22 protein-coding genes and 2 pseudogenes are annotated in these 26,593 nt (G+C 62.2%); 8 read left to right on the top strand and 16 right to left on the bottom strand.

Annotation, left to right across the window (positions count from 1 at the left end):
- Positions 1 to 199: 199 nt before the first annotated feature.
- From ACZ889_RS05590 to ACZ889_RS05580, 3 genes are all read left to right on the top strand, one after another.
- Positions 200 to 2,890 (top strand): putative bifunctional diguanylate cyclase/phosphodiesterase, encoded by a 2,691-nt coding sequence (locus tag ACZ889_RS05590; RefSeq protein ID WP_017148050.1) that lies wholly within the window; start codon positions 200 to 202, stop codon positions 2,888 to 2,890.
- A 168-nt stretch (positions 2,891 to 3,058) separates the two neighbouring features.
- Positions 3,059 to 3,727: a peptide-methionine (S)-S-oxide reductase MsrA gene (gene msrA / locus ACZ889_RS05585; RefSeq protein ID WP_010951691.1), complete on the top strand. Its 669-nt coding sequence runs from the start codon at positions 3,059 to 3,061 to the stop codon at positions 3,725 to 3,727.
- 3 nt (positions 3,728 to 3,730) lie between these two features.
- Entirely contained in the window at positions 3,731 to 4,354 is a 624-nt protein-coding gene (locus ACZ889_RS05580; protein WP_019437095.1) for a glutathione S-transferase, read from the top strand.
- 165 nt (positions 4,355 to 4,519) lie between these two features.
- Here ACZ889_RS05580 and creD read toward each other — a convergent pair whose 3' ends face one another.
- The 4 genes from creD to rloA2 all read right to left on the bottom strand — a co-directional run bounded on the left by creD (position 4,520) and on the right by rloA2 (position 8,720).
- Positions 4,520 to 5,848, bottom strand: coding sequence for a cell envelope integrity protein CreD (gene creD, locus ACZ889_RS05575; protein ID WP_476257227.1), 1,329 nt, complete (start codon positions 5,846 to 5,848; stop codon positions 4,520 to 4,522).
- A 107-nt stretch (positions 5,849 to 5,955) separates the two neighbouring features.
- Positions 5,956 to 7,392: a two-component system sensor histidine kinase CreC gene (gene creC / locus ACZ889_RS05570; RefSeq protein ID WP_003255662.1), complete on the bottom strand. Its 1,437-nt coding sequence runs from the start codon at positions 7,390 to 7,392 to the stop codon at positions 5,956 to 5,958.
- Positions 7,392 to 8,072: a two-component system response regulator CreB gene (gene creB, locus ACZ889_RS05565; protein WP_108078224.1), complete on the bottom strand. Its 681-nt coding sequence runs from the start codon at positions 8,070 to 8,072 to the stop codon at positions 7,392 to 7,394. The genes creC and creB overlap by 1 nt, the downstream gene beginning before the upstream one ends.
- A gap of 147 nt (positions 8,073 to 8,219) precedes the next feature.
- On the bottom strand, positions 8,220 to 8,720 hold the full coding sequence (gene rloA2 / locus ACZ889_RS05560; RefSeq protein ID WP_014860930.1) for a retropepsin-like aspartic peptidase RloA2: 501 nt from the start codon (positions 8,718 to 8,720) through the stop codon (positions 8,220 to 8,222).
- Between the two features lie 181 nt (positions 8,721 to 8,901).
- Between rloA2 and ACZ889_RS05555 the strand changes: the two genes are divergently transcribed.
- Complete coding sequence (locus tag ACZ889_RS05555; protein WP_180688968.1) at positions 8,902 to 9,789, top strand: acyltransferase; 888 nt, start codon at positions 8,902 to 8,904, stop codon at positions 9,787 to 9,789.
- An 85-nt stretch (positions 9,790 to 9,874) separates the two neighbouring features.
- On the opposite strand, the gene ACZ889_RS05550 is transcribed toward ACZ889_RS05555, so the two are convergent.
- Positions 9,875 to 10,450 (bottom strand): DUF2780 domain-containing protein, encoded by a 576-nt coding sequence (locus ACZ889_RS05550; protein WP_180688969.1) that lies wholly within the window; start codon positions 10,448 to 10,450, stop codon positions 9,875 to 9,877.
- A 164-nt stretch (positions 10,451 to 10,614) separates the two neighbouring features.
- On the opposite strand from ACZ889_RS05550, the gene ACZ889_RS05545 reads away from it, so the two are divergent.
- Positions 10,615 to 11,610 carry an RHS repeat-associated core domain-containing protein gene (locus ACZ889_RS05545; protein WP_180688970.1) on the top strand — a complete coding sequence of 332 codons (996 nt, stop codon included), beginning with the start codon at positions 10,615 to 10,617 and terminating at the stop codon, positions 11,608 to 11,610.
- 59 nt (positions 11,611 to 11,669) lie between these two features.
- On the opposite strand, the gene fdhA is transcribed toward ACZ889_RS05545, so the two are convergent.
- The 7 genes from fdhA to ACZ889_RS05510 all read right to left on the bottom strand — a co-directional run bounded on the left by fdhA (position 11,670) and on the right by ACZ889_RS05510 (position 20,628).
- Positions 11,670 to 12,869 carry a formaldehyde dehydrogenase, glutathione-independent gene (gene fdhA / locus ACZ889_RS05540; protein WP_003255673.1) on the bottom strand — a complete coding sequence of 400 codons (1,200 nt, stop codon included), beginning with the start codon at positions 12,867 to 12,869 and terminating at the stop codon, positions 11,670 to 11,672.
- Between the two features lie 302 nt (positions 12,870 to 13,171).
- On the bottom strand, positions 13,172 to 14,029 hold the full coding sequence (purU, locus tag ACZ889_RS05535) for a formyltetrahydrofolate deformylase (RefSeq protein ID WP_003255675.1): 858 nt from the start codon (positions 14,027 to 14,029) through the stop codon (positions 13,172 to 13,174).
- A gap of 11 nt (positions 14,030 to 14,040) precedes the next feature.
- Positions 14,041 to 14,673 (bottom strand): sarcosine oxidase subunit gamma, encoded by a 633-nt coding sequence (locus ACZ889_RS05530; protein ID WP_014589391.1) that lies wholly within the window; start codon positions 14,671 to 14,673, stop codon positions 14,041 to 14,043.
- Between the two features lie 74 nt (positions 14,674 to 14,747).
- Positions 14,748 to 17,762, bottom strand: coding sequence for a sarcosine oxidase subunit alpha (locus ACZ889_RS05525; protein WP_108191848.1), 3,015 nt, complete (start codon positions 17,760 to 17,762; stop codon positions 14,748 to 14,750).
- A complete protein-coding gene (locus tag ACZ889_RS05520; protein WP_003255679.1) occupies positions 17,759 to 18,094 on the bottom strand; it encodes a sarcosine oxidase subunit delta in 336 nt (111 codons plus the stop codon). Before ACZ889_RS05520 ends, ACZ889_RS05525 begins: the two co-directional genes overlap by 4 nt.
- A gap of 14 nt (positions 18,095 to 18,108) precedes the next feature.
- Positions 18,109 to 19,359, bottom strand: a complete 1,251-nt coding sequence (locus ACZ889_RS05515) for a sarcosine oxidase subunit beta family protein (protein WP_003255680.1) — start codon at positions 19,357 to 19,359, stop codon at positions 18,109 to 18,111.
- 15 nt (positions 19,360 to 19,374) lie between these two features.
- Positions 19,375 to 20,628, bottom strand: a complete 1,254-nt coding sequence (locus tag ACZ889_RS05510; protein ID WP_003255681.1) for a serine hydroxymethyltransferase — start codon at positions 20,626 to 20,628, stop codon at positions 19,375 to 19,377.
- Between the two features lie 338 nt (positions 20,629 to 20,966).
- Between ACZ889_RS05510 and ACZ889_RS05505 the strand changes: the two genes are divergently transcribed.
- Entirely contained in the window at positions 20,967 to 22,007 is a 1,041-nt protein-coding gene (locus ACZ889_RS05505; protein ID WP_476257226.1) for a threonine aldolase family protein, read from the top strand.
- Positions 22,008 to 22,041: 34 nt separating this feature from the next.
- Here the strand turns inward: ACZ889_RS05505 and ACZ889_RS05500 are convergent, their stop codons facing one another.
- The 4 genes and pseudogenes from ACZ889_RS05500 to ACZ889_RS05485 form a co-directional block, all read right to left on the bottom strand.
- Positions 22,042 to 22,770 carry a methyl-accepting chemotaxis protein gene (locus tag ACZ889_RS05500; RefSeq protein WP_407473313.1) on the bottom strand — a complete coding sequence of 243 codons (729 nt, stop codon included), beginning with the start codon at positions 22,768 to 22,770 and terminating at the stop codon, positions 22,042 to 22,044.
- Positions 22,771 to 22,905: 135 nt separating this feature from the next.
- Positions 22,906 to 23,934: pseudogene (mcpH, locus tag ACZ889_RS05495) on the bottom strand (methyl-accepting chemotaxis protein McpH); the annotation flags it as partial.
- A gap of 225 nt (positions 23,935 to 24,159) precedes the next feature.
- A complete protein-coding gene (locus ACZ889_RS05490; RefSeq protein ID WP_110744749.1) occupies positions 24,160 to 24,462 on the bottom strand; it encodes a cell division protein ZapA in 303 nt (100 codons plus the stop codon).
- On the bottom strand, positions 24,459 to 24,689 hold the full coding sequence (locus tag ACZ889_RS05485) for a hypothetical protein (protein WP_110744750.1): 231 nt from the start codon (positions 24,687 to 24,689) through the stop codon (positions 24,459 to 24,461). The genes ACZ889_RS05490 and ACZ889_RS05485 overlap by 4 nt, the downstream gene beginning before the upstream one ends.
- A gap of 150 nt (positions 24,690 to 24,839) precedes the next feature.
- Here ACZ889_RS05485 and ACZ889_RS05480 point away from each other — a divergent pair.
- Both ACZ889_RS05480 and ACZ889_RS05475 read left to right on the top strand, forming a co-directional pair.
- Positions 24,840 to 25,736, top strand: a pseudogene (locus ACZ889_RS05480) (MCP four helix bundle domain-containing protein); the annotation flags it as partial.
- Positions 25,719 to 26,591, top strand: a complete 873-nt coding sequence (locus ACZ889_RS05475) for a methyl-accepting chemotaxis protein (RefSeq protein WP_414003953.1) — start codon at positions 25,719 to 25,721, stop codon at positions 26,589 to 26,591. The pseudogene ACZ889_RS05480 and the gene ACZ889_RS05475, both read left to right, overlap by 18 nt.
- Positions 26,592 to 26,593: the final 2 nt, after the last annotated feature.

The raw sequence follows: 26,593 nt of genomic DNA, 5'->3' as shown, positions 1-26,593 counted from the left end.
CCGTGTGGGAGCGGCCTTGTGTCGCGATGGGCCGCAAAGCGGCCCCAAAATCTCCAGCCAAACTGCAGAATCGGCCACGTCAGCCGATAACCTGTCCACAGCATCAAGCATGGCCGCTTGCCAGCCCTCGGGACATGATGCAACCTTGCCAAATCCGCCGCAGCCACAAGGCAGCGTTCCCTCTTCAAGCGAGTCTTCGATGAAAAGCCAACCCGATGCCGCCAGCCGTGTGGCGGCCGAGGTCGTGACACAGTTACCCGTGCCCTCGCGGCTCGGCATGCTGCGTTTCGAAAGGCTCAACGAAGCCACCTGGGCCATGCTCTACCTTGACCCAGCCTGTGAGCGCCAGTTCGGCCTGAAAACCGGCGAGTTGTGTGCCCTGATTGACGCGCCCTACGCCAGCCTGATGGAACCCGAAGCACGCTACCGGCTGCACGACGAAATCCAGTTGCAACTGGCGCAGCGCGGCTACTATCGCGTGCGCTACACCCTGCACACGCCGAGCACCTCGCTGCGCCTGCTGGAAGCGGGTGAAGCCTACAAGCAACACAACCGCCAGCTGTTGCGCGGCTACCTGAGCGTGCTCGACGACCAGCAGGAAGAGACCGGCGAACCCGGCGCCAGCGACCTGGAGTCACGCAACAACCGCCTGCAACTGGCCCTGCAGCTGAACCAGCGCACGCAGCAAGAACAACTGGAGCACCTGGAGCGGGTGCGCGGCCAGCAGGACCTTATCCTGCGCCTTGCCCGCCATCGCTACAGCGCGGGCAACTCGCTGCTCGAAGCGGCCCAGCTAATCACCCAGAGCGCCTGCGAAATCTACAAGGTCGACAGCGCCAGCATCTGGCACCTGGAAGACCAACGCCTGGAACCGATCATCGCCTGGTACCGCGACGCACAGGAGCACCGCCAGCCCGAAGCCATCGATGCCAGCCGCTTCCCCGACTACCTGGATGCACTGCACGCAAGCCGCGCCATCGACGCTCACAACGCCGGCCACGACCCGCGCACCCGCGCCCTGGCGCAAAGCATGCGCCCGGAAAACAAGGCCATGCTCGACGCCAGCATCCGTGTCGATGGCCAGGTGATTGGCGTGCTGTGCCTGGAGCAAACCGGCCAGCCACGGGCCTGGCAGTCGGACGAGATTGCCTTTGCCGGCGAGCTGGCCGACCAGTTCGCCCAAGTTATCACAAACCACAAACGACGGGCCGCGGCCAGCGCCCTGCACCTGTTCCAGCGTGCGGTCGAGCAGAGCGCCAGCGCCTTTCTGCTGGTGAACCGCGACGGCCGGGTGGAGTACGTCAACCCCAGCTTCACCGCCATCACCCAGTACAGTACCGACGAAGTGCAGGGCCGCCAGCTGGGCGAGCTACCGGCCCTGGAGAACCTCAGCGAACTGCTGTTCGACTCGCCGTCGAGCCTGGCCATGGGCAACAGTTGGCAGGGCGAGTTCAAGAGCCGGCGCAAAAACCTGGAGCCGTACTGGGGCCAGTTGTCGATTTCCAAGGTGTACGGTGACAACCGTGAGCTGACCCACTACATCGGCATCTACGAAGACGTCACCCAGACCAAGCTGGCCCAGCAACGCATCGAACGCCTGGCTTACACCGACAACCTCACCAACCTGGGCAACCGCCCGGCGTTCATCCGCAGCCTGGACGAGCGCTTCGCCCGCGATGGCGAAAGCTCGATGTGCCTGCTGCTGGTGGACATCGACAACTTCAAGCGCATCAACGACAGCCTAGGCCACCAGACCGGCGACAAGCTGCTGATCAGCCTGGCCAGGCGTTTGCGCAACAGCCTGCACAGCGGTGGCATCCTGGCGCGCTTTGCCAGTAACGAGTTCGCCGTGCTGCTCGACCACACCAGCCTTGAAGATGGCCAAGGCGTCGCCCAGCAGTTGCTGTGCACCCTCGACAAGCCGATGTTCGTCGACAACCAGCTGATCAACGTCACCGCCTCGGTAGGCCTGGCCTGTGCACCGTTGCACGGCGTCGACCCGGCCAGCCTGATGAAGAATGCCGGCCTTGCATTGCACAAGGCCAAGGCCAACGGTAAACACCAGGTACAGGTGTTTACCGAAGTGCTCAACGCCGAAGCCAGCTACAAGCTGTTCGTCGAGAACAACCTGCGCCGTGCCCTGACCCAGAATGAGCTGGACGTGTTCTACCAGCCCAAACTGTGCCTGCGCAGCGGTCGCCTGCTGGGCCTGGAAGCGCTGCTGCGCTGGAACCACCCCGAACGCGGCATGATCCGCCCGGACCAGTTCATCAGCGTGGCCGAGGAAACCGGCCTGATCATCCCTATCGGCAAATGGGTGGTGCGCCAGGCGTGCTGCATGAGCCAGCAACTGCGCAAGGCCGGCCTGGGCAACTTGCATGTAGCCATCAACCTGTCGCCCAAACAGTTCTCCGACCCGGACCTGGTGGCGTCGATCAGCACCATCCTCAAGGAAGAAGCCCTGCCCCCGCACCTGCTGGAGCTGGAATTGACCGAAGGCCTGCTGCTGGAAGCCAGCGAAGACACCCACCGCCAGCTGGACGAGCTGAAGGCCCTGGGCCTGACCTTGGCCATGGACGACTTCGGCACCGGTTATTCGTCGCTGAGCTACCTGAAGAAGTTTCCGATCGACATCCTCAAGATCGATCGCAGCTTCATCAACGAAATCCCCGACAACCAGGACGACATGGAAATCACCTCGGCGGTGGTGGCCATGGCCCACAACCTGAAGCTGAAGGTGGTGGCCGAAGGGATCGAGACGCCGGAGCAGCTGGCGTTCCTGCGCCGTCACCGCTGCGACGTGGGCCAAGGTTACCTGTTCGACCGGCCGATTCCCGGGCGCGAGCTGGCCGAGCGGCTGAAGCGCTATCCGCGTGGCCCGGTGGCCTGACAGCTGCGTAATCCTCGGGCACTATAGAAGCCATTCGGGCCCTTTCGCGGGCACGCCCGCTCCCACAGAAACACCACAACCTTTGAAACCTGTGCTGTACCTGTGGGAGCGGGCATGCCCGCGAAGGCCCAAACCCCTACCCCACTGAATAAACACAGAGGAACGGCCATGGTCCTGCGTTCGGAAATCCTGGTGAACAAAAACGTCATGCCAACTGCGGAACAGGCCCTGCCTGGCCGCGACACGCCAATGAGCCTGCCCGAGTTCCACTACGTCTTCAAAGACACCCCGCTGCTCGGCCCGTTCTTCGAAGGCGCCATCGACTTCGCCATCTTCGGCCTGGGTTGCTTCTGGGGCGCGGAGCGCCGCTTCTGGCAGCGTGAAGGTGTGGTCAGCACCGTGGTCGGCTACGCCGGCGGCTTCACACCACACCCTACCTACGAAGAAGTCTGCTCGGGCCTGACCGGCCACACCGAAGTGGTGCTGGTGGTGTTCGACAAGGACAAGGTCAGCTACCGCGAACTGCTGGCAATGTTCTGGGAGCTGCACAACCCGACCCAAGGCATGCGCCAAGGCAACGACATCGGCACCCAGTACCGCTCGGCCATCTACTGCACCAGCCCGGAACAGCTGGAACAGGCCAAGGCCAGCCGCGACGCCTTCCAGGCCGAGCTGAGCAAGGCCGGCTTCGGCGAGATCACCACCGAAATCGACCAGGCACCGACCGTCTATTTCGCCGAGGCCTACCACCAGCAGTACCTGGCCAAGAACCCGGACGGCTACTGCGGCATCGGCGGCACCGGCGTGTGCCTGCCACCCAGCCTGCAAGGTAACTGAAGCATGAGCACGATGACCCTGTTCCACTCGCCATTGTCGCCTTTCGTGCGCAAGGTCATGGTGGTGTTGCACGAAACCGGCCAGCTTGAGCGTGTGCAGCTGCAGCCGGTGAACATCAGCCCGGTGAGCGGCGACCCGCAGCTCAACCTGGACAACCCGATCGGCAAGATCCCGGCCCTGCGCCTGGAAGACGGCACCGTGCTGCATGACAGCCGGGTAATCTGCGAGTACCTCGACATGCAGCACGTAGGCCTGCCGCTGCTGCCGCGAGAAGGCTCGGCGCGCTGGCGGCGCATGACCTTGGTATCACAGGCCGATGCGATCATGGATGCGGCGGTGTCGAGCCGGTATGAGAGCTTCCTGCGGCCAGAAGACAAGCGCTGGGATGGCTGGCTGCAAGCGCAGGGTGACAAGATCCGCCGTAGCCTGGCCAACCTGGAGCAGGAGCACTTGCCGGAGCTGATCTCCGGCTTCGACCTGGCGGCGATTGGTGTGGCCTGTGCGCTGGGCTATCTGGATTTGCGTCAGCCCGGGTTTGGCTGGCGTGAGCGCCAGCCTGGGTTGGCGGCGTGGTATGCCGAGGTGGTCAAGCGGCCATCGATGGTCGCTACAGCGCCAGTGGCCTGAGGGCCCCTTCGCGGGTAAACCCGCTCCTACAAGGTTTTCCACAGTGTGCGCTATCTGTGGTTGGCTTGTGGGAGCGGGCGTGCCCGCGAAGGCCTCACCTCGGTATCACAGGAAACAACAGCCCGATCCTGAGCGCCAACCAGCGCCCGATCTCTCTATCCTCCCTCATGCCGCCCTCCCCACACGCGCCCAGTCCAGCCGCCGGGTCAGCACCATGAACACCCCAAGCAAGCCGAAACACAACAGCGACCCCATCAGCAGCGCATAGTCTTCGGCACTCAGCAGCCCGAAGAGCAGCGCGTACAACGCCGCCAAACCCGCTGCAAAACCCACCCCTCGCCACAGGCTGCGCAACACATGGCTCAGGTAGAAGCCGATCAGCATCACACAGGCTGAAGCCGACAGCCCATACGCCAGACCAAAGCCAATGTGCTCGGACAACGACAGCAGCAGCAGATAGAAGAACGCCAGCGCCACGCCCACCAGGATGTACTGCACGGGGTGCACGCTCAGGTTCTTCATTACCTCGAACAGGAAGAAGCCGGCAAAGGTCAGGGCAATGAACAACAACGCGTATTTGATTGCCCGCTCGCTTTTCAGGTACTGGTCCACCGGGTCTATAAAACTCACGCCAAAGCTGCGCTCACTGAAATCCGTACACTGCCCGGCGTTAGCACACTGGCGGATGGCATCCTCAAGGTTGGTGGCAAAGAACGAGGTTTGCCAATGGGCACTGAAGCCTTGAGCATCGATTTCGCGGCGGTTGGGCAAGTAGTTGCCGACGAAGCTCGGGTGCGGCCAGTTGGCGCGCATGTCCACGCTGCTGGTACGGCCCACGGGGACCACGTGCAATTGGCCGGTACCTTGCAGCGCCAGGTCAAAGCCATAACTGAACGCTCGCGCCTGTAGCCCGTCCAGCCCCGGCAGGCTGGCGTGCACGCCGCCGCGCATCCAGTCGAGCTGGGTGCCGGGCTCGAACGGCACTTTTTGCTCGTCCATGCTCAGCTCCAGAGCACTTTCGATACCGCGGATATCACTGATGCCCACCACCAGGAACGGCGTGTCGAAGCGGTAGTCGTCAAAGTCCTTGTCGATGCCCCAATGCGCCGGGAGCTTGAAGCGGCCGCTGATACGGCCTTTGGTGTGAAACAACCGGGCCTGGTAGATGCCGCGGGCGCGCAGTTCGGTGTCCACACCCAGGTCGGCGTCGAAGGTTTCCGGCAGGAAGTACAGGTGGCCGGCGATGGTGCTGGTTTCCTGGGTACGCTCACCGTCCTTTTCGATCCAGCGGCGCTGGTACTTGCGGTACGGCACCACCAGCAGCGGGCCGCTGAGTTGCTGGTCGAAGCTGGTGCTCTGGGCAATATCGCGCAGCACGCCGTCGCGCATGGCCTGGCGTTCGTCGATCAGGCCGTTGATCAGCAGTAGCGGGATGAGCAACAGCAACATCAGCATGGCGATCATGCCGAGTTTGAAACCGAGGGTCTTGTTCATGTGGCCTCCTGTGGCAGTGGGCGCAGTGTCTGCGCCTTGCGTGGAGGCTTTGTGGAGAGACTGTGTGATTTGAGTGTATTTGGGGCTGCTGTGCAGCCCCGGCTGTCTCAGCTGATGCGCCGAACCGGCAGCCACAACCGCACGCGCACCCCGCCATCGACGTTGTCCACCGCCAATGCCCCGCCATGCAACTGCATCACCTCGGCCACGAAGTTCAGCCCCAGCCCGGTGCTCTTGCGCCCGCTCCCGGGTCGCGGCAGCGAGTAGAACCGCTCGCTGACCCGCCCGATGGCGTAGGCCGGTATCGCTTGCCCCTGGTTGAACAAGCTCAACGCCACCCGTTCGCCATCGCGCTCCAGGTCGAACAGCAGCGTGCCCCCTTCCGGGGTGAAGTCCAGTGCGTTGTCGAGCAGGTTGGCCAACGCCTGGCGCATCAGAAACGGATCGCAGAGCAAGCGCAAAGTGGCAGGCACCCGCTGACGTACCTGCAAACGGGCGCCTTCGATACGCGCTGCATGGGCCAGCAGCAACTCATCGACCAACGCCGCCAGCGCCACCTGCTGCTCGTCCTCCAGCGCCTGCATCTGCTCGACCCTGGCCAGGTTGAGCAGCCGCTCGATCATCTGCTGCAAACGCTCGCTCTCGCGCTCGATATTGCCGGCAAAGCGCGCCCGCTGATCAGCGGGCATGTCCTCGCCCTGCAACAGCTCGGAAGCACCACGGATGGCCGCCAGCGGGCTCTTCAGCTCGTGAGTCAGGGTGTGCACGTAGCGCTCGACATAGGCCTTGCCTTCCAGCTGTGTGCGCATGCGTTCCACTGCCTGTGCCAGGTTCGCCAGCTCGCCGCCCTTGTAATGCGGAAGCTCCGCACGTTCCCCTTCGCTGACCGCCTGCGCATAACCTGCCAACTTGCGCAGCGAGCGCGCAAGCCACCACGACAGAGCCGCGCCGATCAACAAGCCCAGGCCGATCAGCCCTAGCCCCAGGGTGAGCAGGCGCCGCTCGGAGCGGTCGATGTAGGGTTGCAATGAGCTATTGGGCTTGGCGACGGTGACAACGCCGATGATCTTGCCGTTGTCGATGATCGGCGCGCCAACGTGCATCACCGAGGTGCTTTCGTCGTTGGGGTCGCTGCGGGTGGAGCGGGCGCCATACTGGCCACGCAGGGTCAGCAGCACGTCATTCCACTGCGAGTAATCCTTGCCCAGGGCCTCGCCACTGGAGTCCAGCAACACGATGCCCTTGGCGTCAGTGACGTAGATGCGGTGGCTGACCTGGTTCTTGGCCAGCCCCCAGATCTGTGCGCCCGGGCTGCGCGAGCCGTAGGCCTCGAGCACCTCGGGCAGGCGGCCCTGGTTCAGGGTGCCGGCCTTGACGTCATCCCGCAGGATTTCTGCCAGCAGGTTGGCAGTGTCTACCAAGGTTTCTTCGGAGGATTGGCGCACCACCGGGCGAATCTGTTCGCGTACGGTATTGAGCAAGAAGTAACCGGCCAAGCCGACGAACAGGAAGTACACCAGAAAGATGCGAATGCCCAACCGCATCAGGCGTGCTCCGGGCTATAGCTGTAACCGAGGCCGCGATGGGTCTGGATCGGCTCGGCGTCACCCGCTACCTGGCGCAGCTTGGCGCGCAGGCTCTTGATATGGCTGTCGATGGTGCGCTCATAGCCCACGTCGGAGGCCACGCCCAAAGCGTCGAGCAGCTGTTCGCGGCTGAACACCCGCTGCGGTTGTTCGAGCAGGCATTGCAGCAAGCGGAACTCATGCCGGGTCAGCGTGAGCGGCTGGCTGCGGTAGGTAATCTGCATGCGCAAGGTGTCGAGCTGGAACAAGGTGGTTTCGCCGACAACCTCGGCCCTCGGGGCCATGCGTTTGAGGATCGCCCGAACGCGCGCGGCCACTTCACGAGGGCTGAATGGTTTTACCACGTAGTCGTCGGCACCGATTTCCAGGCCCACGACGCGGTCGATTTCACCGTCCCGCGCGCTGAGAAACATCACCGGCACCTCGGTGAACCGACGCAGCTGGCGACAGGTTTCGAAGCCACTGATGTCGGGCAGGCCGATGTCGAGGATGACCAGGTCGGCCGGGCGCTGGCGCTGCTGCTCGAGGGCGGCACTGCCCAGGGTTACCCACTCGGTGCTGTGACCGTCGGCCTGCAGGGCGTAGACCAGGGTGTCGGCGATGGCGGCTTCGTCTTCGACGATGAGGATATGGGGCATGGCGTCCGGCCTTGCGGTTTTGAAGGTTGGCACATTTCAGTGTAGGAGCGGGCTTGCCCGCGAACACCGGCGAAGCCGGTGCCTGACACCCCATTATGTGTGTTCGCGGGCAAGCCCGCTCCTACATTGTATGGCGCACGCTTCAGATCAGCAGCCTGGCTTGCCAGCAGTGAACTTCTTCGCCGGGTTGACCGCCGCCTTGAACTCGCGCAGCGCCTTGGAACCCACCAGCAGCGGGTAGTTGAAGTTGCTGCGGTCCACCAGATTCACCTCGACGGTGCGCTTCACATCCCCCAGGCACAACTCCAGGTCGACCACCGGGCGCTTGGAGATCTCTGGCGCATCCCCTTCGTCCTCTTCATCGGCACGGCCCTTGATCTTGCTGATGCGCGAGACCTTGTGCTCGTACACCTTGCCGTCCGATTCCTTGGTCGCCAGGCGGAAGCGCACCCACTCGTCCCCATCGCGGGTGAACAGCTCGATATCCTTGGCCGACAGCGACGCGGTGAAGGCGCCAGTGTCCATCTTGGCTTTCAGGGTTTCGCCCAGTTCAGGCAGGGCAATATTCTCGTAACGGCCGTAGATAGTGGGTTCGGCGGCCATCACCGGCAGCGCCAACAGCGACAACATGGCTAAAAGAGATTTCACAAGCAGGCTTCCTTGAGAGGGTCAATGCTTAGACTGCACTGGGCAGATAGGTTCGCTGTCACGAGCCTAACCAACATAATGTGAAACATTTGTCCCCGCCGTCGGGCATTGGACATTTGGCGTAGGCCACCGCCCTGCTTATCATTGCCAACCGTTTATCTCCCACAACAAGAGTCTCTTTATGCGTCGCCTGCTGACCGGCATTCTCACTACCACCCTGCTGCTGCTCAACACCGTGGTGTTGATCTGCCCGCTGCTGGTCTTCGCCCTGCTCAAGCTGGTGCTGCCAGGCCGTGGGCGTGACTATGCCTCGTGGGCAGTGATGTGGGTGGCCGAAACCTGGTCGGAAATCGACAAAGCCATCTTCGCCCTGTGCATCCCTACTCAGTGGGACATCCGCGGTGTGGAAAACCTGCGCAAGGACACCTCGTACCTGGCCGTGAGCAACCACCAGACCTGGGTCGACATCCCGGCGCTGATCGAAAGCCTCAACCGCCGGACACCGTTCTTCAAGTTCTTCCTGAAAAAGGAGCTGATCTGGGTGCCGTTGCTTGGCCTGGCCTGGTGGGGGCTGGATTACCCGTTCATGAAGCGCTACAGCAAGGCGTTTCTGGAAAAGCACCCGGAGCTCAAGGGCAAGGACCTGGAAATCACCAAGGCGGCCTGCGAGCTGTTCAAGCGCCAGCCAGTGACCGTGGTCAACTACCTGGAAGGCACCCGGTTTACCGAAGCCAAGCGCCAGGAGCAGCAGTCGCCGTATCGCTACCTGCTCAAGCCCAAGGCGGGCGGTGTGGCGTTTGTGCTCGCCGCATTGGGCGAGCAGCTGGATGCCCTGTTGGACGTGACCATCGTGTACCCCGGCAACAAGGCGCCGGGGTTTTGGGACTTGCTCAATGGCAGCATCAGCCGGGTGATTATCGACATTCAGGTGCGTGAGCTGGACCCGGCGTTGTGGGCGGGGGATTACGAGAATGATCCCGAGTTTCGGCAAACGGTGCAGGCCTGGGTCAACCAGGTGTGGGTGGCCAAGGACCAGCGGATCGAGCAGCTACGGCAGGAAATGAGCTGATATTTTCTAAGTGTCTGCCCGGGCCTCTTCGCGGGTACCCTGCGAAGAGGCCCGGGCAGACTGCGCAAGAATCCTCACCCGACCTTCAGACCGAGGGCTGAGCCAACGGCGCCGGTGTGGCCCACAAACTCCCCAGATTCTGCAACAACGCCCCGGCAATCCCCTGTTGCCCCAGGTACTGCAGCAGCAACGGCGCAAACTGCCCGATCATCCCGGTGTCCATGCCCAGCGCCTTGAACGCACTGTCCAGGTCGCTGCGGTTTTCCACGTTGTTGCCCAGCGCATTGCTCAAGGCCGACTGGCTTTCGCTGTTCTTGCCCAGCAAATCACTCAACCCACTTAACCCGCCCAGCGCATTTGCACCGGCCAGCAGGTCCAGCCCTGGCACCGCCTTGGTCAGTTGCCCGTAGTCATCGCTGCTAAGGTTGTTGCGCGCCAGCCCCAGCATGGCTCCTGCTCCGCCTACCGCCTGTTCGGGGGTGATGTTCAGCTGGCTGCCCAGGGTGTTGAGCAGATTGGCCTGCGCTTCCGGTGCCTGTATCTGGCCTTGTTGTTGCTGGTTCTGCATGGCGGACACGGCGTTGGCGGCGTCGCTGAGGTTGAAGGCGAACACCGGGCTTGCGGCCAGGGTCATCAGGGTTGCCAGGGTGATTGCTTTCATCGGGAGGGACCTCGTGGACCAGGTTGGCCGGGGAAACGTGTGTTGGACTCTAGGTTTAGGGGTTTGTTCCAAATGCCCAACCACCTGATAATTATGCTAGTTGTGCTGGCAAATTAGGGCATGCAAAGTAAACACTCTAGATACATCTCCGAAGGCAACAAGCCATGACCGACAATCCAGTATCTCAGATTTTAGAACACGCCGATGTCGCAACGGTGCCCCCCGAAAAATCGGCAACTCCAGATATAATGCACTTTTACCAAAATGGGCACCTAGCATCTGAAATATCAGCTCAGGGACATCGGCAAATTCTATGGGCGCAAGAAATACCAGCTGCACAGCTCGCACAATCCAAACAAGTAAATCTACTGTCAATTGATCGTGCTAATTCAGTTCTCGGAATACTGCACGAGGCTGTGTCACTATCACCTTATGGATATCTCCCCCCCCAAGCTATCAAGACACTAATCCTATTCAATGGGCAATGGCGCGACCCATTTAGCCAAATGGACATTTTAGGTAACGGACACCGTCCATTTAATACTACACTCAGACGTTTTTGTGCCCCGGATTTACTTCAGAGCCCATTTGGCGATGGTGGCGTAAACTCCTACGCTTACTGCGAGAATGATCCGATCAACAAAATCGATTCCTCTGGACAAGCGTCAACCTTGATTATCAGAGCGCTGAAGGGGCTGGGGAACGCAGTGGGGTTCAGAACTCCCTCTCGTAACCGTCCTACTGCTCCCAACAGGCCCGCCACCCAAGTTTCCAACAACTATTCAGCGGCTCCACGACGCCGTCCGAATGAAGGTAGACCACTGCCCCCCCCTCCAGCCGGAGCCAGACTTGCAGAATCGCGCAGCAACAATCAATTCGGTATTGGATACTCTTCCCCAAATGATGCAAGGCAAGCGATGTATCTACAAACCAAATTGACAAGCAGCGAGAATCGCTTACTCGCTCTAGGAGAAAAAAGAAGTAATCTTGTCTCGACAATAAACAGGCAAATCAGTGTCGGCAATAAGCCTAATCACGAGAGGAACTTACTCTCACAAATCGAACAAGATATCAGCCATGAAACCACCAAGTACCATACAATTGAAAATCAAATCGAGGCACTGAGATCAGGGCAAACCAACTTACAAAATGCCCGATAGTTGAACACAGCTGTAAAAAAAGCCCCTCGAATCGAGGGGCTATTTTTATTCAGCACTAATCACGCCGCGCCCCACATCTTATGCGGGTCAATCACAAACTTCTTCGGCACACCCGCATCAAACTCGCCATACCCTTCCGGCGCCTGATCCAGGTTGATCACCTGCACACCCACCACTTCAGCAATGTTGATGCGGTCCCACATGATCGCCTGCATCAGCTGGCGGTTGTACTTCATGGTCGGGGTCTGGCCGGTGTGGAAGCTGTGCGATTTCGCCCAGCCCAGGCCGAAGCGGATGCTCAGCGCGCCGATCTTGGCAGCGGCATCCACTGCGCCTGGGTCTTCGGTTACATACAGGCCCGGGATACCGATGTTGCCGGCCACGCGGGTCACTTGCATCAGCGAGTTCAACACGGTGGCCGGGGCCTCGTGTTTGGCACCTTCGTGCCCGTGACCACGGGCCTCGAAGCCGACGGCGTCGACAGCGCAGTCCACTTCCGGCTCGCCGAGGATGTCGACGATCTGCTCGTGCAGCGGGGTGTCCTTGGACAGGTCGACCACTTCGAAGCCCTGCGACTTGGCGTGTGCCAGTCGGGCCGGGTTGAGGTCACCGACGATTACGCAGGCGGCGCCCAGCAAGCGCGCCGAGGCAGCGGCGGCCAGGCCGACCGGGCCGGCACCAGCAACATAGACAGTGCTGCCTGGACCAACGCCAGCAGTCACGGCACCGTGGTAGCCGGTGGGCAGGATGTCGGACAGGCAGGTCAGGTCACGGATCTTTTCCATGGCCTTATCGCGCTCAGGCAGCTTCAGCAGGTTGAAGTCGGCGTACGGCACCAGCACGTATTCGGCCTGGCCACCGGTCCAGTCGCCCATGTCAACGTAGCCGTAGGCACCGCCGGCGCGGGCCGGGTTGACGGTGAGGCAGACACCGGTGTGCATCTCTTTGCAGGAGCGGCAGCGGCCGCAGGCGACGTTGAACGGGACCGATACCAGGTCGCCGATCTGCATGCGCTCGACATCGCGGCCCTTCTCGACGATTTCACCGGTGATTTCGTGGCCCAGGACCAGGCCGACCTGGGCAGTGGTGCGGCCACGGACCATGTGCTGGTCAGAACCGCAGATGTTGGTGGAGACCACCTTCAGGATGACGCCGTGTTCGATTTTCTTGCCGCGCGGGTCCTGCATTTTCGGGTAGTCGATCTTCTGTACTTCGACCTTGCCAGCGCCGAGATACACCACTCCACGATTGCCAGACATGCTCTTACCTCGCTTGATTTTTATTTATGCAGCGGTGGTTGAACGCGCCGCCATCCGTGGGCGGCATGTGTTTCTGGAATGAGGGAATTGTGGGCCGGATGGGGAGATCTGCGCTGACTGGGAGCGACAGAGAGATGCCTTTTAGCGGCAGGAGTGTCGTTGGGGAATATGGGCAAACAGAGGGGCGGCCGGTGCGCGGGCCTCTTCGCGGCTAAAGCCGCTCCTACGGGGACCGCACCAACCCGAGGGCTGTGCAGTACCTGTAGGAGCGGCTTTAGCCGCGAAGAGGCTGGTACCGGTTATTACAGAACGACAGTCCGGTTGGCGTTCAGGAACACCCGCCGCTCGATGTGATAACCCACCGCCCGCGCCAATGTCAGGCATTCGATATCCCGTCCTTTGGCAATCAGGTCTTCGGGATAGTGACTGTGATCCACCACCTCGACGCCCTGGGCAATGATCGGCCCTTCGTCCAGGTCGTTGTTGATGTAGTGCGCCGTGGCACCGACCATTTTCACGCCCTTGTTGTAGGCCTGGTGATAAGGCTTGGCGCCTTTGAAACCCGGCAACAGCGAGTGGTGAATATTGATCGCCCAACCATCCAGACGGCGGCAAAGCTCGGGCGACAGTACCTGCATATAGCGGGCAAGAATAACCAGCTCAGCACCGGTCTCCTCGATCACCTGCAGCACCTTGCGCTCTTGCCCAGGCTTGTCCTTGGGGTCGAGGGCGAAGTGGTAATAAGGAATCTTGTGCCAATGCGCCAAGGGTTCTAGGTCAGGATGGTTCGACACCACGGCCACCACATCCATACCCAGTTGGCCAATGCGCTGGCGATACAGCAGGTCATTCAGGCAATGGTCAGCCTTGGACACCATGATCACCACCTTGGGGCGGTGGTTGGGTGCGGTCAGCTCGAAAGCCATGCCGAACGCTTCGCTGCGCTCTGCGAGGCCGGCCCGGAAGCCCGCCTCGTCAAAATCGTCCGGCTGACGGAACTCGACGCGAATGAAGAAGCGTCCCGACTGCCGGTCATCGAAGGAGTGATGCTCCGTCACGTAGCAGCGCTGCTCGAAGAGGTAACGCGTCACCACGTCGACGGTGCCGAGCATGCTCGGGCAGTCGGCGGTGAGAATCCAGGTATCCGGTGCCCGACTCATGTTCTTGCTCCTTAGGCTTCGATGCTCAGGCCGTATTCGGCAGAAGCGTCCTGCAGCCACAGCCACCAGTAATCGGCGAAGCTGCGGCGAATTACCAGCTCCCAGGTGTCTTCTGCAGTGCGGCGGATCACCAGTTGCGACTTGGCGAACACGGTGCCCACGGCCTTGCCCACCGGGAAGTTGTTCGGGTGAACATCATAGCTGGTGGACTTCATCAGCACGTCGCGCACGTTCGGGCCACGCAGTTCCAGCAGGCTTTGCCCGCCACTGACATTGACGACCTGAATGTGCTGGCCTTCAAGGGCCGCGCGCAGCTTTTGCTCGACTGCCAGCTCCTGACCGCCGGGTACGATCAGCAACCACTCGTCGGGGCCGACCCATTGCAGCGACATGTCCTTGTTGGCGACCACGGTCAGCGCCACGGGCAGCTCCAGGCCAAGGGCCTTGTGCACGCCGGCGGCGAATTCCGGGTTGTGGCCATCACCACGCAGGGTGAGGTGACCGAGGAACTTGCGTTCACGCAGGGTCACGCCTGCGTTCTTGCGGCCTTTGCCTACCAGGCTGGCCAGGTCGGCATGGTGCAGTGGCGACTGGGCTTTGGCCTCGGCGCCGGGGTTTTGCTGGAAGACGTTGATAGCGCTCATTTCTTACCTGCCTTGAATTCTTGTTCGTCAGGGCAACGCAGCCGTGCAATCAGGCTGCGCCGCCATCCGGGGCCTTAGACGTTCTGCCGCTCACCCTTCGGATCGAAGAACACCGAAGACACGATTTCCGCCTCGATCACGCTGCCATCTGCCTGCGGCGAGTAGACACGCTCGCCCATGCGCTTGAGGCCGCCTTTGACCACACCCATGGCGAACGAGTAGCCCAGGGAGTTGGACGCGTAGCTGGAGGTGACGTGGCCGACCATGTCCATCGGGATCGGCTGTTTCGGGTCGAACACCAGCTGGGCGCCTTCCGGCAGCCACTTGGTCGGGTCGACCGGCTTCAGGCCCACCAGCTGCTTGCGGTTCTCACGTACGCAGTCTTCGCGGTTCATGCCACGCAGGCCGATCCACGAGAACGGCTTGTTGCGGCCAACGCACCAGCTCATGTTCAGGTCGTCCGGGTTCATCGAACCATCGGTGTCCTGGCCAACGATGATGAAGCCCTTCTCTGCACGCAGTACGTGCATGGTCTCGGTGCCGTACGGGGTCAGGTTGTATTTCTTACCAGCCTCGATGATCTGTTCCAGCACGCCCATCGCGTAGTTGGCCTGCACGTTCACTTCGTACGACAGCTCGCCGGTGAACGAGATACGGAACACGCGGGCCGGCACGCCACCGACGTTGCCTTCCTTCCAGGTCATGAACGGGAAGGCTTCCTTGTCCATGTCGATGTCGGTCAGCTCGCTCAGCAGCTTGCGGCTGTTAGGGCCGGACAGGGTCATGGTGGCCCAGTGGTCGGTGACCGAAGTGAAGTACACCTTCAGCTCTGGCCATTCGGTCTGGTGATACAGCTCCATCCACTGCAGCACGCGGGCAGCGCCGCCGGTGGTGGTGGTCATGATGAAGTGGTTGTCGCCGACGCAGGCGGTTACGCCGTCGTCGAAGACCATGCCGTCTTCCTTGCACATCAGGCCGTAGCGGGCCTTGCCCACGTCGAGCTTGGTCCAGGCGTTGGTGTAGATGCGGTTGAGGAATTCGCGCGCGTCCGGGCCCTGGATGTCGATCTTGCCCAGGGTCGAGGCGTCCAGCAGGCCCACGCTGTCGCGCACGGCCTTGCATTCACGCGTGACGGCAGCATGGATGTCTTCGCCGGCTTTCGGGAAGTACCACGGGCGCTTCCACTGGCCGACGTCTTCGAACTCGGCGCCGTTCTTCACGTGCCAGGCATGCAGGGCAGTGAAGCGCACGGGCTCGAACAGGTGACCACAGTGACGGCCCGCTACCGCGCCGAAAGTGACCGGCGTGTAGTTGGGGCGGAACATGGTGGTGCCCATTTCCGGGATGGTGATGCCGATCGAACGGGCGGCGATGGCCAGGCCGTTGATGTTGCCCAATTTGCCCTGGTCGGTACCGAAGCCCAGCGCGGTGTAGCGCTTCACGTGTTCGACCGACTCAAAGCCTTCACGGGTGGCCAGCTCGATGCCGGCGGCGGTCACGTCGTTCTGCTGGTCGACGAACTGCTTCGGCCCCTTGGTGCCTTTGTCGTGCGGCACCAGGAACAGTGCCACGGTGGCCTCTTCCTTGCGCGCCACGGTTTTTGGCAAGGTGCCGACAGTGGCCTTGAAACCGGCCTCGCTGGCTGCGCGGACGCCGCCTTCGAAGCCATCGGCAATCACATCGCCCAAGGCATACACGCCGTTGACACCACCGACGCACTCGCGCTTCTGCGGGGCATCGCCCGGCACGAAGCCAAGGATATCGTCACGCCATACCGGGCGACCGCCCAGGTGCGAAGCCAGGTGCACGATCGGGCTGTAACCGCCCGAGGACGCGACCAGGTCGCACTCGAGGATTTCGCCTGGGCTGGTGACTTTGTGCGCCTGCACATCGATCGCCGCCACACGGGCGCCGGTGACGTGCTTGCTGCCTTTGGCCTCGATCACGGCGCTGGAGGTGAGGATGCGAATGCCTTTGGCACGCGCCTCTTCAACCAGCGAGCCACGTGGGTTGTGGCGGGCGTCGGCGATGGCGACCACTTGCAGGCCTGCGTCGTGCCAGTCCAGCGCGGCGCGATAAGCGTGGTCGTTGTTGGTCGACAGTACCAACTTGCGACCCGGCGCCACGCCATAGCGGCGAACATAGGTGGAAACAGCACCGGCCAGCATGTTGCCCGGCACGTCGTTGTTGCCGTACACCAGCGGGCGCTCGTGGGCGCCGGCAGCCAGTACCACGCGCTTGGCGCGAACGCGGTGCACGCGGTGGCGAACCTGGCCGATCGGGGCGCGGTCGCCGAGGTGGTCGGTGAGGCGCTCGTGAATGGTCAGGAAGTTATGGTCGTGGTAGCCGTTGACCGTGGCACGTGGCAGCAGGGTCACTTCCGGCAGGCCTTCCAGCTCTTTGACCACGGCGTTGACCCACTCGGCAGCAGGCTTGCCGTCGAGGGTTTCGCGGGTGTCGAGCAGGCTGCCGCCGAACTCTTCCTGCTCGTCAGCCAGGATCACGCGGGCACCGCTGCGCGCAGCGGCCAGTGCGGCAGCCAGGCCAGCAGGGCCGGCGCCGACGATCAGCACGTCGCAGTGCCGGTTCATGTAGTCGTAGCTGTCAGGGTCGTTCTGCAGCGGCGCACGGCCCAGGCCGGCGGCTTTACGGATGTACTTCTCGTAAGTCATCCAGAACGATTTGGGGTACATGAAGGTTTTGTAGTAGAAGCCCGGCGGCATCATGCTGCCGCCAACCTTGCCGAGGATGCCCATGACGTCGTTGTTGACGTTCGGCCAGCCGTTGGTGCTGGTGGCGACAAGGCCCGCGTACAGTGCCTGTTGGGTGGCGCGCACGTTGGGGATCTGGGTAGCTTCGCTGGAGCCGATCTGCAGGATGGCGTTCGGCTCTTCGGTACCGGCGGCGATGATGCCGCGCGGGCGCGAGTACTTGAAGCTGCGGCCGACAATGTCGACGCCGTTGGCCAGCAACGCGGCGGCCAGGCTGTCACCGGCATAACCCTGGTAGGTCTTGCCGTTGAAGGTGAAGTTCAGGACCTTGCTGCGGTCGATACGGCCGCCGCTGGCGAGGCGATAGGTCTGGCTCATACTTTTTCCCCTTGGCCTTTGACGGTCGACGTGGCGCTGGCGGCTTTGCCATTGGCGGTCACTTGCGGCTTCTCGCCAATCTTGTAGGTTTCCAGAATTTCGTAGGTCACGGTGTCACGGGTGACGTTGAAGTACTGGCGGCAGCCGGCAACGTGGTCCCACAGTTCATGGTGAATACCGCGTGGGTTGTCACGGTAGAACATGTAGGTACCCCACTCCTCGTCGGAGCAGGCGTTAGGGTCCAGCGGGCGGGCGATGTGTGCCTGGCCAGAGGCGTGGAACTCTTCTTCGGAGCGCAGCTCGCCGCAGTGGGGACAGAAAATATGCAACATGACGGTGTCTCCGGTTAGTGGGCGACGGCGGCGGCGCCGTGTTCGTCGATCAGTGCGCCGTTGTAGAAACGGTCCATGGAGAACGGCGCGGCCAGTGGGTGCATTTCGCCCTTGGCCAGGCTCGCGGCGAAGACGTTGCCCGAACCGGGGGTCGCCTTGAAGCCGCCAGTACCCCAACCGCAGTTGAAGAACATGTTCTTGACCGGGGTTTTGGTGATGATCGGGCAGGCGTCCGGCGAGGTGTCTACGATGCCGCCCCACTGGCGGTTCATGCGAACACGCGACAGGTTGGGGAACATCTCGACGATGGCCTGCAGGGTGTGCTCGATCACCGGGTACGAACCGCGCTGGCCGTAGCCGACCCAGCCGTCGATACCGGCACCGATCACCAGGTCGCCCTTGTCGGACTGGCTGATGTAGCCATGTACGGCGTTGGACATGATCACGCTGTCGATGATCGGCTTGATCGGCTCGGATACCAGCGCTTGCAGCGGGTGCGATTCCAGCGGCAGGCGGAAGCCGGCCAGCTTGGCCATGTGCCCGGAGTTACCGGCGGTGACCACGCCGACGCGCTTGGCGCCGATGAAGCCTTTGTTGGTTTCAACACCGATGACCGCGCCGTTTTCCTTGCGGAAGCCGATCACTTCGGTTTGCTGGATCAGGTCGACGCCCAGGGCGTCGGCAGCGCGGGCGAAGCCCCAGGCCACGGCATCGTGACGGGCAACGCCGCCACGGCGCTGTACGGTGGCGCCGAGGATCGGGTAGCGGGTGTTCTTCGAGCAGTCCAGGTACGGGATTTCGGCCGCAACCTGGGCAGTGTTCAGCAGCTCGCCATCCACGCCGTTGAGGCGGTTGGCGCTGACCCGACGCTCGGAGTCACGCATGTCCTGCAGGGTGTGGCACAGGTTGTAAACGCCGCGCTGGGAGAACATCACGTTGTAGTTCAGGTCCTGGGACAGGCCCTCCCACAGCTTCATGGCGTGCTCGTACAGGTGCGCCGACTCGTCCCACAGGTAGTTGGAACGCACGATGGTGGTGTTACGGGCGGTGTTGCCGCCGCCCAGGTAGCCCTTCTCGATCACGGCAACGTTGGTGATGCCGTGCTCTTTGGCCAGGTAGTAGGCCGTGGCCAGGCCATGGCCGCCACCGCCGACAATGACCACGTCGTAAACCTTTTTAGGGGTTGGCGTGCGCCACATGCGCTGCCAGTTTTCGTGGTGGCTGAGGGAGTGCTTGAAAAGGCCGAAGCCCGAGTAACGTTGCATGGTGTGTGACTCCACTCAGCGGTAGACAGGGAAATCTGCGCACAGCGCCGCGACGTTCTTCGCCACATCGGCTTCGACGTCTGCGTCACCGAGGTTGTCGAGGATGTCGCAAATCCAGCCAGCCAGGGCCACGCACTGGGCGACCTTGAAGCCGCGGGTGGTGACGGCCGGGGTGCCGATACGCAGGCCCGACGTGACGAACGGCGACTGTGGGTCGTTCGGCACGGCGTTCTTGTTGACGGTGATATGCGCACGCCCCAGGGCGGCGTCGGCGTCTTTGCCAGTCAGGCCCTGACGGATCAGGCTGACCAGGAACAGGTGGTTGTCGGTGCCACCGGAAACCACATCGTAGCCACGGTCGATGAACACCTGGGCCATGGCCTGGGCGTTTTCGATCACTTGCTGCTGGTAGGCCTTGAATCCAGGCTCCAGCGCTTCCTTGAAGCACACTGCCTTGGCAGCGATCACGTGCATCAGCGGGCCACCCTGGGCACCCGGGAATACAGCGGCGTTCAGCTTTTTCTCGATCTCTTCGTTCGACTTGGCCAGGATCAGGCCGCCACGCGGACCGCGCAGGGTCTTGTGGGTGGTGGTGGTGACCACATCGGCGAACGGGATCGGGTTCGGGTACAGGCCAGCGGCAACCAGGCCGGCAACGTGGGCCATGTCGACGAACAGCAGTGCGCCCACTTTGTCGGCGATGGCGCGGAAGCGTGGGAAGTCGAGGGTCTTGGAGTAGGCCGAGAAACCGGCAACGATCATTTTCGGCTTGTGCTCGACCGCCAGGCGCTCGACTTCGTCATAGTCGATCAGGCCGGTGTTGGTGTCGATGCCGTACTGGACAGCGTTGTACAGCTTGCCCGAGGACGACACTTTGGCGCCGTGGGTCAGGTGGCCACCGTGGGCCAGGCTCATGCCCAGGATGGTGTCACCGGCTTGCAGCAGGGCCAGGTAGACCGCGCCGTTGGCCGACGAGCCGGAGTGCGGCTGGACGTTTGCGTAATCGGCACCGAACAGCTGCTTGGCGCGCTCGATGGCCAGGGCTTCTACCTTGTCTACGTGCTCGCAGCCACCGTAGTAACGCTTGCCCGGGTAGCCTTCGGCGTACTTGTTGGTCAGGCCGCTGCCTTGGGCCTGCATGACGCGCTTGCTGGTGTAGTTCTCCGAGGCGATCAGCTCGATGTGATCTTCCTGGCGCTGTTCTTCGGCATTCATCGCCGCCAGCAGTGCATCGTCGTAACCCTGGATCTGGTCTTGCTTGCTGAACATTGTGTATCTCCCGGCAGCGATCGTTTTTTGTCGTGGGGCACTGTGGCCCTTTGTGGCGATGTTATGACTGGCGGGGTCGGGTCAGATGCCTGCGCACGCCTTGCAATGGCGCGTTTACGACATTCGCTGTTGTGCTGTTTGTGCTGGCCCTTTCGCGGGTGAACCCGCTCCTACAGGTACGGCGGCGCTCTGAAGGCTTACGACGCCCTGTGGGAGCGGGTTCACCCGCGAAAGGGCCAGCCCGGACAACACAGAAATCAGCCGATGCACGGGTTGTATAGGCAAGTGCTGAATCGATGGTTTAGAGTGCTGATCTGCGTCGTTCACAGGACCGTGCCATGACAGACAAGAGCCAACAATTCGCCAGCGACAACTATTCCGGCATCTGCCCCGAAGCCTGGGCGGCGATGGAAAAAGCCAACCACGGCCACGACCGCGCCTACGGCGACGACCAGTGGACAGAGCGTGCTTCGGAGTATTTCCGCAAGTTGTTCGAAACCGACTGCGAGGTGTTCTTCGCTTTCAACGGCACCGCGGCCAACTCCCTGGCCCTGGCGTCGCTGTGCCAGAGCTATCACAGCGTGATCTGCTCCGAGACCGCCCACGTCGAAACCGACGAATGCGGTGCGCCGGAGTTTTTCTCCAACGGCTCCAAGCTGCTGACAGCGGCCAGCGTCAACGGCAAGCTGACGCCACAGTCTATTCGTGAAGTGGCGCTCAAACGCCAGGATATCCACTACCCCAAGCCGCGCGTGGTGACCATTACCCAGGCCACCGAAGTCGGCACGGTGTACCGCCCCGACGAGCTGAAGGCGATCAGCGCCACCTGCAAGGAGCTGGGCCTGAACCTGCACATGGACGGCGCACGCTTTACCAACGCCTGTGCTTTCCTGGGCTGCAGCCCGGCCGAACTGACCTGGAAGGCCGGTGTGGATGTGCTGTGCTTTGGCGGCACCAAGAACGGCATGGCGGTGGGCGAGGCGATTCTGTTCTTCAACCGCCAGTTGGCCGAAGACTTCGATTATCGCTGCAAGCAGGCCGGGCAACTGGCGTCGAAGATGCGCTTCTTGTCGGCGCCATGGGTCGGGCTGCTGGAAGGTGGCGCCTGGTTACGCCATGGCAACCACGCCAATCATTGCGCGCAGCTGCTGGCATCGTTGGTCAGTGACCTGCCGGGGGTAGAGCTGATGTTCCCGGTAGAGGCCAACGGGGTGTTCCTGCAGATGCCGGAGCACGCCATCGAGGCGCTGCGGGGCAAGGGCTGGCGCTTCTATACCTTCATTGGCAACGGTGGCGCGCGCTTCATGTGCTCGTGGGATACCGAAGAAGCGCGGGTGCGTGAGCTGGCGGCGGATATCCGCGCGATCATTGGTGACTGAGCGAGAGTCGGGGCCGCCTTGCGGCCCCCGCGATCTAGAGCCTGAACCCACCCATCTGCCGCGCCAGGTCATCAGCCAACCCACGCAACGCCTGACACTCCTCGCGGCACCCTTGCACCTCCGCCGCCGTCTCACGCGCCAAATCGGAAATCCCCTGCACCGTCCGGTTGATTTCCTCGGTCACCGCCGACTGCTCCTCGGTAGCCGTGGCCACCTGGTGGTTCATGTCACTGATGTGCTCAACCTGGTCGGTAATCGCGCTCAACGATGCCCCGGTGCGCTGGCTCGATTCCACGCCACTGCCGGTCGCCTGCTGCCCTGCCTGCATTGAACTCACCGCCGAACCTGCACCCAGCTTCAGGCGCTGGATCATCTGCTGCACTTCATCGGTGGACAGCTGTGTGCGCCTGGCCAGCGTACGTACTTCATCGGCCACCACAGCGAACCCCCGCCCCATCTCCCCTGCCCGCGCGGCCTCGATGGCAGCGTTCAGCGCGAGCAGGTTGGTCTGCTCGGAAATGCTGCGGATTACCGCGAGCACTTCATCGACCGAGGCGACTTCGTCGGCCAGCTGGCTGACCGCATCGGCCGCCTTGCCGATGTCGCCTGACATGCCCTCAATGCCCCGAATGGATCGTTGCACCACCTCGCGGGCCTGCAGCGCCTCGTCTCGTGCCGACTGCGACGCCTGGGCCGCATCGCCGGCATTGCGGGCGATGTCCTGCACGGTCAGGCCCATCTCGTGTACAGCAGTGGCGACCATTTCGGTCATCTCCTGCTGGCGCCCGGAGCGCTCGGCGGTGTTGTCCACCACCTGGGTTACCTGCTCCACGGCCCGCCGCAGCCGCTCGGAGGTACTCAACACCTCGCCGATCAGGCTGCGCTGGCTGTCCAGGAAGCGGTTGAAACCACGGGCCAGGTCACCCAGCTCATCCTGACGCGAATCGTCCAGCCGATGGCTGAGATCACCCGCTCCCCCGCCAATCTGAACCAATGCGGCGGTAACGCGGCGGATCGGCCGCACCAGGCCACGCGCCAGCAGTACCACCAACAGCAGCGACACCAACGCGACGGCGCCACCGATCAGGCTGGTCAGCCAGACGGCCTGATGCATTTGCGCGTAAATTTCCGACTCTGGCACTTCGGCCACAAGGGTCCAGTTGAGGTCGCGCAGCGGCAGGCCCAGCGCCAGGTAGCGCTCACCGTCACGGCTGAAGCGGCTGCTACGCAGGCTCTCGCCTCCGGTCATGACGCCTTTGGCTGCGTCCGCGCCAAGCTGTTCGGCAAGCTGGCGCTTGCCACTGAAGGCAGCATCGGGATGCACCTGGATCAGGCCATCGTTGCGCACCAGGAACACCTTGCCGTGCTCGCCAAAGCTGAAGTCGTGGATCAGCTTCGATAATTCGGTCATGCGCAAGCCCATGCCGGCCACACCCACCAGCTTGCCTTCCTTTTCCACGCGATAGTCGATGAACAGAGCCAGTTCGCCGGTGGCACCATCGATGTCGATGTTGATGAACCGCTCGGCGCCGCTGTCGATGTAACCGTAAAACCACTTGTCCTTGGGGTTGCTGCGGCTGAGGATGCGGTCCAGGCCGTTCTCGTTGTAGTAGTGGCCGGTTTCAGTCGAGGCGAACAGCGTAGTGAAGGCGTGGTTGCGCTGTTTGGCGGCGGCCAGGTATTCGATGAATTGGGGTGCCTGCGCGGGATCTTCACCGGCAGCAAGCCAGTCGCGCAGCAGGGTGTTACCGGCAATGTCCGCGGCAGCAACCAACGGTTGGCCCAGCATGCGCTCGATGTCGTTGCGGATTGCTTCGATGCTGGCTGGCAGGGCAGTGTCGACCAGGTAGCGGTCGGTGAGGCGGTTGAGCGCCACGGTGAAGATAATGACCACCACCAGGATGCTCGCCAGCAGGGCAGCGCCCATGCTGGTGATCAATTGCCACTGGATGCTCTTGCGCCAGATACCCATGCCCTACCCCCCGCAACATTATTGTTTTGCGGAAAGTGTATACACTTGCGTATCCAGTTAATCCAGTGATCTGAAGCAATCAGATGCACCCTGTAGGAGCGGGCTTACCCGCGAATGCGATGTTGAAGCCATTGACGCTTTCGCGGGTAAACCCGCTCCTACACGGGACGGTGTGCGGTCTTATTGCTCTGCAATGGTCCGCACGATGGCATCCACCGTGGCATCGATCTGCGCTTGGGTGCGCGCCAGCGTCTGCTGATGTTCCTTCTGCAGCTCAACCTGCTTGGAGCAAAGGTTGAGGGCAGCCAGCACCAGCAACTTGTCACCGATCAAGGTCGGGTACTGGCGCTTGGTCTCGTTCAGGGCAGTGTTGAGCATCCGTACCGCCTGGGCCAGGGTTTCTTCCTGGCCTTCGGGCGCCTTGATCGAATAGTCGATGCCGAGAATCGACACGACATTGATCGGCTGCTCTTGCAGTCTCATGCGCCGACAACGCCCGCGCTGGCGCGATCAACCAAGGCCTGGATGCGCGCTGCGGTAGCGCCGTTCTTCTCTTCCTGCTCCATCAGCGAGAGCTGCAGGGTTTCGTTTTCTTCCTTGGCCTGGGCCAGTTCCTGGCCGAGGGCGGTGTTCTGCTCGGTGAGTTGAGCGTTCTTCTGCATCAGGTCGCTGACCAGTTGCTCGATTTGATTCAGGGAAGCTTCCAGCATGGGTCTATCTCAGGTTGTTGCGAGGGGCGCACACGATAAAGAAAAGTGCGGCCCATCGCCATTAAAAATCGGATTCACAAGGTGTCTGGCCCGCAGATTGACAGGGTAATCACCCCCTTGTTCCGACCTGGGTCAACCGCCGGTCAGGAAATGGTTAGCTACCTCACAATTTTGACAGCAGGTACTCAAGACTGGCCGGTCACGACCGATAGCCCGGCAAGTCCCATTTCGTCGCACTTCACTCACGTTCTTTTCCCTGCCTGGATCCCTTCTTCAATGTCTCTACGCAACATGAATATTGCCCCCCGCGCGCTACTCGGATTCGCGCTTATCGGCCTGCTGATGCTCGGCCTTGGTATCTTCTCGCTGGTGCAGATGGGCAACATCCGCCAGGCCGGCGTGGTTATCGAGCAGGTCAGCGTGCCAAGTATCAAGATCCTCGACGAGCTCACCGCGCTTAACCTGCGCATGCGCACCCTCTCCTACCGCCTGCTGCTCAACCGCGAACCGGAAACCCTGCGCGACACCCTTGCCTTGCTGGACCAGCGTAACGCCCAGATCGACCGCGCACGCCAGGCCTACCTGCCGATGATCGGCGCCGCTGACGAACAGGCTGCATTCGACCAGTACGGCCAGTTGCTCAACCAGTACCGCCAGCTGGAATCGCGCATGCGCAGCCTCAGCCAGGCCGACCGTACTGCCGAATTGCGCGACCTGCTCAACCGCGACCTGCTGGCCAACTCCGAGCAGGTCAACAAGGTGATGGACACTTTGGTGCGCATCAACACCGACCAGACTCGCGCCACCAACGAAAAGGCCGCCAGCCAGTACGCGGCCGCCTTCGCCCTGGTGATCGGCCTGCTGGTCGCGGCCACCGTGCTGACTTTCCTCTGCGCGTTCCTGCTGACCCGCAGCATCGTCAAGCCCATCGAAGAAGCGCTCAAGAGTGCCGAGCAGGTCGCCGACGGTGACCTGACCCACGTCATCCGCGCCGAAGGCACTGATGAAGCGGCCCGCTTGTTGCGCGCCATGGCGCGCATGCAGGACAAGCTGCGTGACACCCTGCAACAGATCGCCGGCTCCGCCACCCAATTGGCCTCGGCGGCCGAAGAGCTGAATGCGGTCACCGACGAAAGTGCCCGCGGCCTGCAGCAACAGAACAACGAAATCGAACAAGCCGCCACGGCCGTTACGGAAATGACCAGTGCTGTGGAAGAAGTGGCGCGCAATGCCGTGAGCACTTCCGAAGCGTCCAGCGAGGCCAGCCGCTCGACCGGCGATGGTCGCGACCTGGTAATGGAAACGGTCGGCGCCATCGAGCGCATGAGCGGTGATGTGCAGGCTACGGCGAAACTGATCACCCACCTGGCCGAGCAATCGCGTGATATCGGCAAAGTGCTGGATGTGATTCGAGGGCTGGCCGACCAGACCAACCTGTTGGCGCTGAACGCTGCCATCGAAGCGGCGCGTGCCGGTGAAGCGGGCCGTGGCTTTGCCGTAGTCGCCGATGAAGTGCGCGCGCTCGCCCATCGTACCCAGCAGTCGACCAGTGAAATCGAGCGGATGATCGGCAGCATCCAGGGGGGTACCGAAGAAGCGGTTGAGTCGATGCGCACCAGCACCGAACGCGCCGAATCGACGCTGAACATCGCCCGCGGTGCGGGCATGGCGCTGGATACGATTGCCGGGGCGGTAGCCCAGATCAACGAGCGTAACCTGGTGATTGCCAGCGCGGCGGAAGAGCAGGCACAGGTGGCGCGGGAAGTGGACCGCAATCTGGTGAACATCAATGACTTGTCGGTGCAGAGCGCTACCGGTGCCCATCAGACCAGTGCGGCGAGTGCAGAGCTGTCGCGGTTGGCGGTGGACCTTAATAGTTTGGTGGCGCGGTTCCGCACCTGAGC

The sequence above is a fragment of the Pseudomonas sp. TE3895 genome, assembly GCF_056278855.1.
Note: the sequence above shows the minus strand (reverse complement) of the source record. Positions and strands in the feature narration are given on the sequence as shown.